General features: G+C 63.3%; 13 protein-coding genes. 2 read left to right on the top strand and 11 right to left on the bottom strand.

Translation table 11 applies throughout. The annotated features are described in order from the left end of the window. Positions 1 to 35 precede the first annotated feature (35 nt). The 6 genes from ribD to AC1DX4_RS15555 form a co-directional block, all read right to left on the bottom strand. Positions 36 to 1,166: a bifunctional diaminohydroxyphosphoribosylaminopyrimidine deaminase/5-amino-6-(5-phosphoribosylamino)uracil reductase RibD gene (gene ribD / locus AC1DX4_RS15580; protein ID WP_477221160.1), complete on the bottom strand. Its 1,131-nt coding sequence runs from the start codon at positions 1,164 to 1,166 to the stop codon at positions 36 to 38. 2 nt (positions 1,167 to 1,168) lie between these two features. Further along, positions 1,169 to 1,651, bottom strand: a complete 483-nt coding sequence (gene nrdR / locus AC1DX4_RS15575; protein WP_477221159.1) for a transcriptional regulator NrdR — start codon at positions 1,649 to 1,651, stop codon at positions 1,169 to 1,171. A 79-nt stretch (positions 1,652 to 1,730) separates the two neighbouring features. Further along, positions 1,731 to 2,060, bottom strand: coding sequence for a GlpM family protein (locus AC1DX4_RS15570; protein WP_477221158.1), 330 nt, complete (start codon positions 2,058 to 2,060; stop codon positions 1,731 to 1,733). 32 nt (positions 2,061 to 2,092) lie between these two features. After that, positions 2,093 to 2,671, bottom strand: coding sequence for an invasion associated locus B family protein (locus AC1DX4_RS15565; RefSeq protein ID WP_477221459.1), 579 nt, complete (start codon positions 2,669 to 2,671; stop codon positions 2,093 to 2,095). Between the two features lie 99 nt (positions 2,672 to 2,770). Then, the gene (gene glyA, locus AC1DX4_RS15560) at positions 2,771 to 4,084 is read right to left on the bottom strand and encodes a serine hydroxymethyltransferase (RefSeq protein WP_477221157.1); all 1,314 of its coding nucleotides are present in this window, start codon (positions 4,082 to 4,084) and stop codon (positions 2,771 to 2,773) included. A gap of 195 nt (positions 4,085 to 4,279) precedes the next feature. After that, positions 4,280 to 5,923 carry a Na+/H+ antiporter gene (locus AC1DX4_RS15555; RefSeq protein WP_477221156.1) on the bottom strand — a complete coding sequence of 548 codons (1,644 nt, stop codon included), beginning with the start codon at positions 5,921 to 5,923 and terminating at the stop codon, positions 4,280 to 4,282. A gap of 405 nt (positions 5,924 to 6,328) precedes the next feature. Here AC1DX4_RS15555 and AC1DX4_RS15550 point away from each other — a divergent pair, with 405 nt between their 5' ends. Next, positions 6,329 to 7,054 (top strand): helix-turn-helix transcriptional regulator, encoded by a 726-nt coding sequence (locus AC1DX4_RS15550; protein WP_477221155.1) that lies wholly within the window; start codon positions 6,329 to 6,331, stop codon positions 7,052 to 7,054. 59 nt (positions 7,055 to 7,113) lie between these two features. Here AC1DX4_RS15550 and AC1DX4_RS15545 read toward each other — a convergent pair whose 3' ends face one another. The 5 genes from AC1DX4_RS15545 to AC1DX4_RS15525 all read right to left on the bottom strand — a co-directional run bounded on the left by AC1DX4_RS15545 (position 7,114) and on the right by AC1DX4_RS15525 (position 11,545). Next, a complete protein-coding gene (locus tag AC1DX4_RS15545) occupies positions 7,114 to 8,370 on the bottom strand; it encodes a L,D-transpeptidase family protein (protein WP_477221154.1) in 1,257 nt (418 codons plus the stop codon). Positions 8,371 to 8,707: 337 nt separating this feature from the next. Then, positions 8,708 to 9,190, bottom strand: a complete 483-nt coding sequence (locus AC1DX4_RS15540; RefSeq protein ID WP_477221153.1) for a hypothetical protein — start codon at positions 9,188 to 9,190, stop codon at positions 8,708 to 8,710. A gap of 138 nt (positions 9,191 to 9,328) precedes the next feature. Next, positions 9,329 to 9,844 (bottom strand): transcriptional regulator LdtR, encoded by a 516-nt coding sequence (ldtR, locus tag AC1DX4_RS15535; RefSeq protein WP_013896002.1) that lies wholly within the window; start codon positions 9,842 to 9,844, stop codon positions 9,329 to 9,331. Positions 9,845 to 10,082: 238 nt separating this feature from the next. Next, the gene (locus tag AC1DX4_RS15530) at positions 10,083 to 10,505 is read right to left on the bottom strand and encodes a DUF6163 family protein (protein WP_115139495.1); all 423 of its coding nucleotides are present in this window, start codon (positions 10,503 to 10,505) and stop codon (positions 10,083 to 10,085) included. After that, positions 10,502 to 11,545, bottom strand: coding sequence for an enoyl-CoA hydratase/isomerase family protein (locus AC1DX4_RS15525; RefSeq protein WP_477221152.1), 1,044 nt, complete (start codon positions 11,543 to 11,545; stop codon positions 10,502 to 10,504). The genes AC1DX4_RS15530 and AC1DX4_RS15525 overlap by 4 nt, the downstream gene beginning before the upstream one ends. Positions 11,546 to 11,785: 240 nt before the next feature. On the opposite strand from AC1DX4_RS15525, the gene hemB reads away from it, so the two are divergent. Then, entirely contained in the window at positions 11,786 to 12,817 is a 1,032-nt protein-coding gene (gene hemB, locus AC1DX4_RS15520; protein WP_477221151.1) for a porphobilinogen synthase, read from the top strand. The last annotated feature ends 25 nt before the right edge of the window (positions 12,818 to 12,842 follow it).

Here is a 12,842-nt window from a genome sequence, read left to right as displayed (position 1 = left end):
TCCGAAAACCGGGTCCCACTTTTCGGGATCATGGTCTAGAGGTCTCTTACCCACTCGGCGTAACTGTCTTCACCAAAGCGCATCTCGCGCAGCTTGCGAAAGCCTGCCGGGATATGGTCAGCGTCGATCGGCGATGCAATGCCGCCCTCGCCGATCGCTTCCGGCCCCTGGAACAGCACGATGCGGTCGACCAGCCCATCGGCCAGGAAAGCGCTGGCCACCTTGGCGCCGCCCTCGACCAGCACGCTTGCCATGCCGAGTGCCGCCAGATCCTCGAGCAGTTCCGGCAATGCCACGCCGCCTTCATGCGTTTCGGTGCCGATGAAGCGCACGCCGGCGCGTTCGAGCGCCGCCCGCCGATGCGGATCGGCCTCCAGGCAAGCAGCGACGTAGAGCGGCACGCGATCCACGCCCGAGGCCAGTTTCGAGGACTCCGGCAGCCTGATCTGCCGGTCGAGCACGATGCGTGCCGGCGAACGGTTCTCCAGCCCCGGCAAGCGCACCGTCAGCGCCGGATCATCCTCCAGCGCCGTGCCGATGCCGACCAGGATGCCGTCAGCCTCGGCCCGCATCAGGTAGACTTCGCGCCGCGCGATATCGCCTGTAATCGCAACCTGGCCGGCGCCTTCCCTGCCGATCTTGCCGTCACTGGAAAGCGCAAGCTTCAGAATCACTTCCGGGCGCTTGCTCAGCGACCGAATGAGATAACCGGCCATCTGCTCGGCGGCTTCGCCAGCCAACACCTTTTCGACCACCTCGATACCGGCGGCGCGCAGGATGGCATAGCCTTTGCCGGAGACGCGCGGATCGGGATCGCTGGCAGCCCCCACGACGCGCGCAATGCCGGCATTGACCAGCGCATTGGCGCAAGGCGGGGTGCGGCCGTGGTGGGCACAAGGTTCGAGCGTGACATAGGCGGTGGCACCACGCGCGAGTTCGCCCGCCTCGGCCAGCGCCTCTGTCTCGGCATGCGGTCGGCCGCCGACTGCGGTGACACCGGTGCCGACGATCATCGGTCCAGCGCCGTCGTCGCGCACGATCACTGTACCGACTGAAGGGTTGGTCGAGGTCCTGCCGGCATTGCGGCGCGACAGCCTCAGCGCCGCAGCCATGAAACGGCGATCAAGGGCTGCCTGTTCAGCCTCGCTACGCTGCGATCCTGCCATGCTCAGCCGGCTTCCTCTTCATTGCTCTTGTCTTCGTCGCCCTTCAATTCGCCCAGCAGCTCATGGAAGTCCTTGGCCTCGCGGAAATTGCGGTAGACCGAGGCGAAGCGCACATAGGCGACGTCGTCGAGCGATTTCAGCGCTTCCATGACCAGCTTGCCGACCTCACCGGAAGCCACTTCGGTCTCGCCGGAGCTTTCGAGCTGGCGCACGATACCGGTCACGGCGCGATCGATGCGCTCGGGATCGACATTGCGCTTGCGCACCGCGATCTCGACCGAGCGCAGCAACTTATCGCGGTCGAACGGCACTTTCCGGCCCGACTTCTTGACCACGACCAGATCGCGCAACTGGACGCGCTCGAAGGTGGTGAAACGGCCGCCGCAATCGGGGCAGACACGCCGCCTGCGGATCGCCGCGCCGTCCTCGGCGGGGCGCGAATCCTTCACCTGCGTATCTTCGGACTGGCAATAGGGACAGCGCATGAAAAGCCTTGGGTTCGCGAATCTGATGAGGCGAAAGGCTTAGAGCCTTTCCGGCCTGGATTGAAGCGGTTCCGTTTCTTCAGAGATAGCGAGGCGCGAGGAAGATTGCCAGCGCGGCCACCAGCCAGACGGCGATGCCGCCGACCACAGCCAGGCGATAGTCGACCTTGTCGATGAACAACCAGCAGGCGCCGAGGAAGGCGAGATAGGCCGGAATTGTCTTCATACCGGCAAGGCAGGCATCGCGAAAACCGCCCTGATCACCCCCGGCGCCCACGGCGAGCAAGGCAATGACGGCAAAGGTCGGCGCCAGCGGCAGAATCCCGGGCAGGACATTGCCCCGCTTGGACGCCCAGACGATCAGCGCCGTCACCAGCCCGCCGACCACGCCCTTCCAGACAATGTCCATCCGCGCCCCCTATTCCGACCCGGCCGTCCGCGTCACGGCGCGACGTCCTTGGTCGGGAAGCCGCAGGACGTTCCGAGGTTGCGGTAGGCCTTGGTGAAGCCATCCATCGGGATGCTGGCGACAACGTTCTTGCCGAAAGTCACATCGAGCGAGATGACCTGGCGCATGGCGCGCAACAGGGCGAGACTGGTCTTGGCCTGATTGTCGACCGTCCAGCTCGGACGGCCGATGACGGCGTCGTTGGAATAAACCGTTGCCGAAACCTTGACTCCGGGATCGCCGAACGTCGCCGCGATCTTCTTGCCGGTCGGCAGCTGCTTGTTGTCGACGGTCAGCATGATGGCCGGATAGGCATCCGGCGGCAGCGCATCGCCGGTCGAGATCGACAAGGTCAGCGTGCCCGAATTGCCGCTCGCATCGAAGAACGCCGTCGAAGCCGCACAAGTCTTGCTCGCATCCTGACCGGTGTCGAGCACATCGACGATGGTTGTCCATTTGCCGAAGGTGCTGGTGGCAGGCGCCTCCGGGGCGGGCTGCGTCTGCGCCAAGGCAGATCCGCAAACGGCCAGCCAGCCGGCGACGCCGAGTGAGGCGGGACAAAAATTGCGCATCATCAAGTCTCCAGTTCCATGCGTCACCCGATCAGGGGTGACGCAGTGCCGGCGAATAAAAGATGACGCATCGCGCCCGGTCAATCGAGATAAGGATGGTCAACCGAGATAAGGATAGAGCGGAAAACGATCGGTCAGCGCCACGACCTTGGCCTTGACCGCCGCTTCGACCGCGGCATTGCCCTCGTCCGAATTGGCGACCTTGAGACCATCCAGCACTTCCGCGATCAGCTTGCCGATCTCGCGGAATTCGGCCTGGCCGAAGCCGCGCGTGGTGCCGGCCGGCGTGCCGAGGCGCACGCCCGAGGTGACGAAAGGCTTTTCCGGATCGAAGGGGATGCCGTTCTTGTTGCAGGTGATGTTGGCGCGGCCAAGGGCTGCCTCGGCGCGCTTGCCGGTGGCATTCTTGGGGCGCAGGTCGACCAGCATCAGATGGTTGTCGGTGCCCCCGGAGACGATGTCGAGCCCCGTCTCCTTGAGGCTCGAAGCCAGCGCCTTGGCGTTGGCGGTCACACTCTCGGCATAGAGCTTGAAGCTCGGCTTGAGCGCCTCGCCGAAGGCCACCGCCTTGGCGGCGATGACATGCATCAGCGGGCCGCCCTGCAGGCCGGGGAACACGGCCGAGTTCATCTTCTTGGCAATGTCCTCGTCATTGCACAGGATCATGCCGCCGCGCGGACCGCGCAGCGATTTGTGGGTGGTGGTCGTCACCACATGCGCATGCGGCAGCGGCGACGGATGCACGCCACCGGCGACGAGGCCGGCGATGTGCGCCATGTCGACCATCAGATAGGCGCCGACCGCATCGGCGATCTCGCGAAAGCGCTTCCAGTCCCAGATGCGCGAATAGGCGGTGCCGCCGGCCAGGATCAGCTTCGGCTTGGTCTCATGCGCGGTCTTTTCGATCGCGTCCATGTCGAGCAGATGGTCTTCCTTGCGCACGCCATAGGAGACGACCTTGAACCACTTGCCGCTCATGTTGACCGGCGAGCCGTGGGTGAGATGGCCACCGGAATTGAGGTCGAGGCCCATGAAGGTGTCGCCGGGCTGCAGCAGCGCCAGGAACACCGCCTGGTTCATCTGGCTGCCCGAATTCGGCTGGACGTTGGCGAAATTGCAGCCGAACAGCTTCTTCGCCCGCTCGATGGCCAGTTCCTCGGCCACGTCGACGAACTGGCAGCCGCCATAGTAGCGCTTGCCCGGATAGCCCTCGGCATATTTGTTGGTCATGATCGACCCCTGCGCCTCGAGCACCGCACGGGAAACGATGTTTTCCGAGGCGATCAGCTCGATCTCATGGCGCTGGCGACCGAGTTCGTTGCGGATGGCGCCGAAAATCTCCGGATCGGCGTCTTCCAGCGTGGTTTCGAAGAAGGATTCGAATTTGTTCGACACTGCCGCTGCTGTTGCCATGGCCTGAAAATCCTCCGGTTCGGGGGCTATTTGCTTATGCATATCGTTGCCCCAAAACCGCTGCACAGCTTCGGGCGACATGCATTGCCGCGCCATTAACACAGTTGTTTTCGACCCGCCACGTTTGCAGCGCGAAATTTGCTGGCCGGTTTGCGGCAGAGCCTGCAAATCCACAGCCCCTGTGCATAGCCGGTTCTATTTCCGCGCCTGCCTGCCGTTCAAAAGGGCCTCCGTCAGGGTGATCTCTGTGAACAGCGCTCGCGCCGTGTGATCATTGATCTCGCCGCGCTGAAGCATGGCGCGCACGGCAGTGCGTTCTGCCTCGATGCCGGCAAGTCGCATTTCGAGCTCCACCCGCCCTGCCTCGCGCGCCTCGGCTCGGGCTTCATCGGCTTCGTCGGAGGTGGCGATGCGGCGCCGATAGCCGGCAACGATGTTTTCGGCGGCGACAAGTCTGGCGCTGGGCACCTCGCGGTCATCGTCGCTGCTGCCCGCCATGCTCTCGATGCGGGCGATTGCCACATTGGCAGCGCCGACACGCGCCCGGCGCTCCTCGGCGGCACCTGCATCCTCGCCCGGCTCGACCAGGCCGCGCGCGATCACCGGCAAGGCCAGGCTGGCGATGACCAGGGAGCAGATGATGACGCCGGCGGCGAGGAAGATAACCAAGTCCCGCGCAGGGAACGGCGACCCATCCTGCAGAGCCAGCGGCAGCGACAATATGCCGGCCAGCGTGATGGCGCCACGCACGCCCGCCACCGAGCCGGCGAGCCGCACGCGCAGACCGAATGGTTCGACCTCGCGCTTGCCGAGCCGCGCCGCGATCGCCGCCGCGATGTCGCCAACCCAGATCCAGACGAAGCGGAGCGCGATCAGGCAGAACGTCAGCGCCACCACGGTCAGCACCGGCTGGATGATTGGATAGTGGCCCGTGAGTTCCGGCGGCACCTTGCGGATGATTTCGGGTAGCTGCAGGCCGAGCACGATGAACAGTGCGCCGTTGAAGACGAAGGAAAACGTCGTCCAAAGCGAGATCGTCTGCATGCGCGCCGAGACGCCGAGAAAGCGGAAAATGCCGGTGCTGCCGGTCAGAAGACCAGCGGTCACCGCCGCCAGGATGCCCGACGCCCCGAAATGTTCGGCGCCGAGATAGGCGACGAAGGGCAGCAGGATGGTGATCAGCACCTGCGCCTCGGCCGGCACGCCGCCGATGCGGTTCAAGAGTTGCAGCGCCTTGGCGGCGACGAACAGCGCCGCAACGCCGGCCAGGATGCCAACCGCTACGGCGTAGAGAAAACTCAGCGAAGCGGCAGCAAAGGAAAAGCTGCCGGTCAATGCCGCCGCCACGGCAAAGCGGAACATGACCAGGCCCGACGCATCGTTGAGCAGCGACTCGCCTTCCAGAATGTGCATCAGCCGCGCCGGAACAACGTTCCTGTCGACGATCGAGGACACTGCTACCGCATCGGTCGGCGACAGCACTGCGGCGAGTGCGAAGGCAACGACCAGCGGAATGCTCGGCACCAGCCAGTGCAAGGCATAGCCGAAGCCGACGATTGTGAAGAAGACAAGCCCGATGGCAAGGTCGAGGATCGGCCCCCGCAAAGCGATCAGCTCGCGCTTGGGCGCGCCGAAAGCATCGCTGAACAGCAGTGGCGGAATGAACACCAGCAGGAACAGTTCCGGATCGATCTCGATATGGATGCCGCCCACCGGCCATGCGAGCGCGGCGCCTATGGCGATCTGCAGGACCGGCAGCGGCACCCGCACCAGCCGCACCAACGCGCCGGAAACGGCGACGAAGACGAGCACGACGAGAATGAAGATGGCGGTTTGCATGGCTCGATTCCGGCTGTTGGCCGGACCATGCGCAATCGTCGGCGTCGCGTCCAGACAGCGCTGGCGAAGCGATCGCAGAGAGGACAGCAGACCGAGTGGCCAGCAGGCTGCCGATGTCAGAAAAAGGCCGGCACCTGGCGTCAGCGCAAGGCTGCCTAGGGGCACCAGGTGGCCGGCCGCACGCCGGCCCCCCGGTCGACGTGCGTATGCAGAGCGCCGATGCTCGAACATTCGGACGTGAATTTCGAAAGCCGGCGCCGCCGCTTTTCTGGATACGCGAGCATAGTCAAGCATCAACCTCCCGATAGCGCGGGGTTGACAGACGGCTTTCGCCGGCTGGCCGCCTTGCGGGTCATACTCGGCTGTGTCACGCTGCGTTACGGCTCACGAGCGGGGGTTCGATCGATGCTGTCATGGATCATGGCCCATGCCGAACCGGCATTGGCGTCGGCAACGGCTGAGGGCGCAAGCACCGCTTACTTCGCGGCGATGGAAAGCTTCGGCGCATCCTATCTGCAGACCCGCCTCTATCGAAGGCCGTCAGCAACGCTGACCTCCGCCAGCCATTGGGCGGCCGGCGGCTTCATCACGCGGCTGGCGCCGGCGGACTGGCCGGGCAGCCCGGCGTTCGACTATGTCTGCTTCGAGTGCAACCCGCTGCTCGGCGCGATCCGCGAAAGCCGCACGCGTTACCGCTTCTCCGACTTTGCCCCGCGCGACGGCGCTGAGTTCGGCGTCTATTGGGAGGCGCTCGGCGAGGCCGGGATCAACGACGCGCTGTGTTCCACCTCCTACGGCGCCGATGGCGCCATTGCCTCGCTGCATCTCGGCTTCCACGCGCGCGACTTCACGGCCGACGAGAGTTTTGCCATCCAGATGGCCGGGCTGGTGCTGACGGAACGGCTGATGAACCTGACGACGCCGCCGCCCGCCGCTGCCGTCCGGCTAACGGTGCGCGAACGCGACAGTCTGGCGTTTGTCGCCGAAGGCAAGACGGATTGGGAAATATCGGTCATTCTCGGCATTGCCGAAACGACGGTGCGCTTCCATGTCGACAATGCCAGGCGCAAACTCGGCGCCGTCAACCGCGCGCAAGCGGTGGCGCGGCTGGTCAATCAGCGGCTGATCTAACGTTCATGCAAACAAAAAGGCCGCCCTTTGAGCGGCCTTTCTCTAGAATTATCAGATGTTTAGAGCGAAGACGTGATCTGCAGCTCGCTGGCGCCGTCCAACGCATAGACGTCGTCACGGAACTGTACGACGCCGGGTCCGGTCGACCAGGCCGAGAGATAGAGGAAGTGCACCGGCACCGGGTTGGTAACCTGGATCGGCGTGTTTTCGCCGGTCTTGATCGCCGCCTCGAAATGCTGGCGGTCCCAGCCGGGCGTGTCGCGCAGGATCCAGGTGACGAGGTCGCGCACATTCTGCACGCGCACGCAGCCCGAGGAATCGAAGCGCAACATCTTGCCGAACAGGCTCTGCTGCGGCGTGTCGTGCATGTAGACGCCATCGGGGCTCGGGAAATTGATCTTGACCGACGCCATGGCGTTTTCCGAACCGGGATCCTGGCGGAACCGGTACTTGGCGGCGTCGTCGGTCGACCAGTCCACGTTCATCGGATCGACTTCGCTTCCATCCGGCGCGAACAAGCGGATGTGGCTGTTTTTCAAATAGTTGGGATCTTTCCGCATCAGCGGAATGATGTCCTTGCGCACGATCGAGACCGGCGCATTCCAGTACGGATTGACGATGATCTCGTTGATCTTGGAATTGACGATCGGTGTCTGGCGATCGATCTTGCCGACGATCGCGGTATGGCGAAGCACGACACGGTCGTTCTCGACCGCTTCGACCTGCGCCGCGGGAATGTCGACCAGCACGTAACGATTGCCGAGCGTGCCCGCCTTCTCCTTCAGCCGCTGCAGATTGGTCTGCAACTGGCCGAGCCGGATTTGCGCGGAAACGTTCATCGCGGCGTAGGTGTATTTGCCCATCGAGCCGTCAGCGGGCAGACCATGGCGCAGTTGGAAGCGCTTGACCGCCGAGTCGACATAGGAATCGAAGGCCGTCGAAATGCCTGCGCTCTGGGAGAGGTCGCCTGCAATCATCAGGCGCTTGCGCAGCGGCACCACATCCGGGTCATCGACGCCGAGTTGCAGTTTCTTGGTCGCGGGAACGTCCGTCCAGCCGCCCTGGCTGGCAATGTTCTGATATTGCGCGACCGCCTGCTCCGTGAACGCAACGGTCTGCGGGCTGAAGATCGGCAATGTAGAAGCCACCTTGCCGCCTTCGCTGGCGCGGGCGTCGAACTGGTCGTCCCAATTGCCGCGGGCCGAGGATTTCAGGATATCCCCGATCACATCCTGCGCGTTCGCACGACCGGCCACCACGGCAGCGGCGGCGAGCGCGGAGGCTCCGGAAAGGAAAAAGCGGCGGCTGGTTCTCATGGACGTTCCAGACATAGGTAGCGGTTCGATCACTTGCTGCGTCGGTCATCGGGCGATCTCGCCCGCACTCTAAAATTGGCAATCTTAACAATTAGCCAACCATGGCCCGTATCACGTTGGCTAGAAACGCACGAGGCGCGATACGGTTGCGGGTGGACGCATGGTCTTCACGACAGCATCACTGCCACCCTCGGTTCCATTGGAATATGGCGGCAACGTGGCCTTGCGCCCAATTTGGCTCCGCCCGGCTCGGCGAAATGAACGAGGCGTGGTTTTTCGGTACCGAACCCGCGTCATCGGCGCGTTGTCAGAGCCGGGATGAAGCGCTCAAGGACAGCTAGGGTTCTGGGCTGGTCTTGGCCTCGAGCTCCGAACATCGTTGCAGCACCTGGTTTTCGGGATACCGCAATATTTTGTTGTCATCGAGCTTGAGCAATAGTCCGCGCCGCTTGTCGACACTCTGCTCGTCGTCCGAACAGGCCATATCCAGGATGATCGCGTCCAGGCCTCTGAGTTTCTGGACTCTGTTGACGGTGCACCAAACTTCCCACATTTCCACCGACCTGTCGGTGAACGTCACTCTGGAGTCATTGTTGTCGCAGGGGCTGCTGCCTTCCGTGGCGAAGGAACCTTTCCACCATTCCTCTGCAAAGGCCATTTGCGGCACCAGCAGGAGCACCATGGCGACCGAACAGATTTTGAAGCAGCCTTTTCGACCCATCATGCCCCCTTGTATGACGACATTAGGCATTGTGAAGGCGAAAGCAAAGCGGGCGGCAGAAGTCAGGCCTGGCGGCTTCCGGTGCAAGGCATCGGTCAAGTGGCGGGCCGCCGAACTCCTGGCTCACTATCCATGAACAGAAAAAGGACCGGTGCTTTCGGCACCGGCCCCTGACTGAAGGTCGATATTTCGGCCGCGTTTCTGTGGCGCGGGCCGGATCCGATGCTGCGGATGATCTTACATCCGGTAGGCGATGGTATCGTTCCAGAAGCGGTCGAGCCGCTGCAGGGCCCGGTTCATCTGCTTGAACTCGTCGGTGTTGATGCCGCCGACCTGTTCGATCGAGCCGACATGGCGCTCGTAGAGACCGGCGACGACATCAGCCACCTCGTTGCCCTTCGGCGTCAGTGAGACGCGGACCGAACGACGGTCGATGCGCGAGCGCTGGTGATTGATGAAGCCGAGATCGACCAGCTTCTTCAGATTGTAGGACACGTTCGAGCCGAGATAGTAGCCACGCGAGCGCAGCTCGCCGGCGGTCAGTTCGGAGTTGCCGATGTTGAAGAGCAGCAGCGCCTGGATGGCATTGATGTCGGAACGGCCGTTGCGGTCGAATTCGTCCTTGATCACGTCAAGCAGGCGGCGGTGCAACCGCTCGACCAGCTGCAGCGATTCCATGTACAGGGAACGGATAGCCTCGCGGCGATCGTCGGATACGTTGGCGGTCTTCGCCGCCGGACGCGAATTGATCATTGTCTTTGCCTCTCGTTTGTCGCCCTGGTGATTTTTTGTTTTTCACCTTGATCGCGACACTATCGAATACTCATAAAATTCGACTTAAACGCTAGGGCTAACAAGAGCTTACCGGTAAGAGGTTTCGAAAGAGGCTTAACGAACGGTCACCCGAGCAAGGATAATTAACCTAAAGGCTTAGGCACCTTTCACGGGGCTCAAATCCGGCGCTTGCCAAGTCGTCAATGCCCTCAACGGCTTAGTGCCTGACAGGGCGTTTCTGCAGCCAGATGACGACGCGAAAGACGATGTAGAGCAGCGCCACCGCCGCGTGCGAGACGACGATCAGCAGCCGATGGCCGAAAAGCTCGGGAAAGCCGGCATACATGACGGTCTCGGTGACCGCGCAGATGAACCAGATCACCGGCCCCCAGGAGGCCAGCATCCACAGCCCCGCAGCGGCGAAGGGGAAAAACACGGCGAGCATCACCGCCGCCACCTGCCAGTGCACCGGCATGAGGTCGAAGCGCCAGAGCGAGCCCGGATAGAAGCCGATCAGCTTGATCCAGTACAGGATGCCGAACAGCAGGCAGTAGCCCGCGATGACGCGCTGAAACCAGGCGAAGATCACCTCGACCGTCGAGGGCTGAAGCACGACGCGTCTCGACGTCACCTCGCTCATAGCGAGAGTTCCCGTTCACCGAGTGGGGCGAAATAGGCATCGATGTCGGCAGCGCTCACCGCATCCAGCGTCGCCGGCCGCCATTGCGGGGTCGAGCCTTTGTCGATGATGACGGCGCGGATGCCCTCGTAGAAATCATGGCCGGCGAGCATGCGGTTGAGAATGCGGAACTCCATCTTCATGCATTCATCCATCGACAGCGTCTGGCCGGCACCGATCTCGCGCCAGGCAATGTGAAGGCTGGTCGGCGAGCGGCTTTTGATCATCGCCAGCGTCTTCTCGGCAAAGGCATCACCGCCGGCTGCGTCCTCAAGACTGGCGATGATGCCGGCGAGCGTGCCTTGCGAAAAATGGCGCGCGATCGAATCAAGGTCCTGCCGGTCCGTCTCGCGTTTGGCCGGGATGAAGAAATCGCGCAACTCGGCGTTCGGGTCATTGCTGATTATCAGCTCGTCGAGCAGCCCTGCCTGGTCGTCGGCCTTGATCGTGTGCGTGGCAAGGCCGGACCACAGCGCATCGCCATAACGGATACGCGCTCCCGTCAAGCCGAGGTACATGCCAAAGCTGCCGCCAAGATCCGGAAGCAGGTGGCTGGCACCGACATCGGGGAAGAAGCCGATGCCGACTTCGGGCATGGCGAACTGCGCATTCTCGGTCATTATGCGGTGTGAGCCATGGAAGGAGATGCCGACGCCGCCGCCCATGACGATGCCGTCGATCAGCGCGACATAGGGTTTCTTGAAGCGCGCGATGCGGGCGTTGAGCCTGTATTCATCAGCGAAGAAATCGACCGGCGGCTTGCCGGCGCGGCCGCACTCGTAGACGTGCAGGATATCGCCGCCGGCAGAAAAAGCCCTGCCCTCCGCCTTGACGATGACGACGTTGACGCTCGCATCCTGCTCCCAGGCATCAAGCGCCTTGCCGAGCGCCTTGACCATGCTGTGTGTGATGGCATTGAGCGCCTTCGGCCGCGTCAGCGTGATGACGCCGGCCCGGCCCAGCCGCTCGAAGCGGATCTCGTCGCCGCCGCCAAAATCCATCGCCAGAGAATCCCTCCCCCCGCGCCTGCGGGACTGAAGTGCTAAAGGCGGCGCATGGGTGCGTCAATGGTAGCAGTCTTCGACGAAGCGTTCCGCGTGGCAATGGCCAGCCTTGAGAAGTCCGCGCTGCCCTCTCGGTAACGGGGCGAAGCAAAGCTGGCACAATCGTGTCGCATTGGTCAGCACCAAGGGCTCGTGGTAAAAGCCGCCGAACGAGAGTTTTGGCCGAGAGTTTTGGCAATGAACAAATTCACCCCGACCAAGCCAGCCGGCGCGCGCAGCGTCGACGACATCACCGGCAGCCGCCGCCTGCGCCGCATGCGCAAGGCCGACTGGTCGCGCCGCCTGGTGCAGGAGAACCGGCTTTCGGTCGACGATTTGATCTGGCCGATCTTCGTCGTCGAGGGCAAAAATGTGCGCGAACCGATCGCCGCCATGCCCGGCGTCTTCCGCCTGTCGGTCGACCTTGCCGTCAAGGAGGCCGAACGGGCGGCGAAGCTCGGCATTCCGGCGCTGGCCACCTTCCCCAATGTCGAACTGGCCTTACGCGACCAGACCGGCTCGCACATCCTCGACCCGGAAAACATTATCAACCGCGCCACCCGCGCCATCAAGGACGCGGTGCCCGAGATCGGCATCATCACCGACGCCGCGCTCGACCCGTTCACCAGCCACGGCCATGACGGCATCCTGCGCGACGGCATCATCGTCAACGACGAAACGGTGGAACAGGTCGCGGCAGCGGCCGTCATCCAGGCCGCGGCCGGCGCCGACATCATCGCGCCGTCCGACATGATGGACGGCCGCATCGGCGCCATCCGCGACGCGCTCGACGCCAACGGTTTTCAGGACGTGGCGATCATGTCCTACGCGACGAAGTTCGCCTCGGCCTTCTACGGCCCCTACCGCGAGGCGGTCGGCACCGCGGGCCTGCTCAAGGGCGACAAGAAGACCTATTACATCGACCACGCCAATTCCGACGAGGCGGTGCGCGAGGCCGAGCAGGACATCGCCGAAGGCGCCGACATGCTGATGGTCAAGCCCGGCCTGCCCTATCTCGACATCATCCGCCGGCTGAAGGACGAATTCCAGATGCCGACCTTCGCCTACCAGGTGTCGGGCGAATATTCGATGATCAAGGCGGCGGGCGCCAACGGCTGGATCGACGGCGAGAAGGCGATGCTGGAGAGCCTGCTTGCCTTCAAGCGTGCCGGCTGCGACGGCATCTTGACCTATTTCGCGCCCGAAGTGGCGCAGATGCTGAAGGGGTAGCAGCGCGCCATTATACAGCCAGGCC

This window comes from Mesorhizobium sp. P3_A8, assembly GCF_056402995.1.
This window is presented reverse-complemented; position numbering and strand designations above follow the sequence as displayed.

Coding starts and splice junctions, on each gene's coding strand:
- ribD (WP_477221160.1), bottom strand. CDS start 1,166: ATGGCAGGATCGCAGCGTAGCGAGGCTGAACAGGCAGCCCTTGATCGC.
- nrdR (WP_477221159.1), bottom strand. CDS start 1,651: ATGCGCTGTCCCTATTGCCAGTCCGAAGATACGCAGGTGAAGGATTCG.
- AC1DX4_RS15570 (WP_477221158.1), bottom strand. CDS start 2,060: ATGGACATTGTCTGGAAGGGCGTGGTCGGCGGGCTGGTGACGGCGCTG.
- AC1DX4_RS15565 (WP_477221459.1), bottom strand. CDS start 2,671: ATGCGCAATTTTTGTCCCGCCTCACTCGGCGTCGCCGGCTGGCTGGCC.
- glyA (WP_477221157.1), bottom strand. CDS start 4,084: ATGGCAACAGCAGCGGCAGTGTCGAACAAATTCGAATCCTTCTTCGAA.
- AC1DX4_RS15555 (WP_477221156.1), bottom strand. CDS start 5,923: ATGCAAACCGCCATCTTCATTCTCGTCGTGCTCGTCTTCGTCGCCGTT.
- AC1DX4_RS15550 (WP_477221155.1), top strand. CDS start 6,329: ATGCTGTCATGGATCATGGCCCATGCCGAACCGGCATTGGCGTCGGCA.
- AC1DX4_RS15545 (WP_477221154.1), bottom strand. CDS start 8,370: ATGAGAACCAGCCGCCGCTTTTTCCTTTCCGGAGCCTCCGCGCTCGCC.
- ldtR (WP_013896002.1), bottom strand. CDS start 9,844: ATGATCAATTCGCGTCCGGCGGCGAAGACCGCCAACGTATCCGACGAT.
- AC1DX4_RS15530 (WP_115139495.1), bottom strand. CDS start 10,505: ATGAGCGAGGTGACGTCGAGACGCGTCGTGCTTCAGCCCTCGACGGTC.
- AC1DX4_RS15525 (WP_477221152.1), bottom strand. CDS start 11,545: ATGGATTTTGGCGGCGGCGACGAGATCCGCTTCGAGCGGCTGGGCCGG.
- hemB (WP_477221151.1), top strand. CDS start 11,786: ATGAACAAATTCACCCCGACCAAGCCAGCCGGCGCGCGCAGCGTCGAC.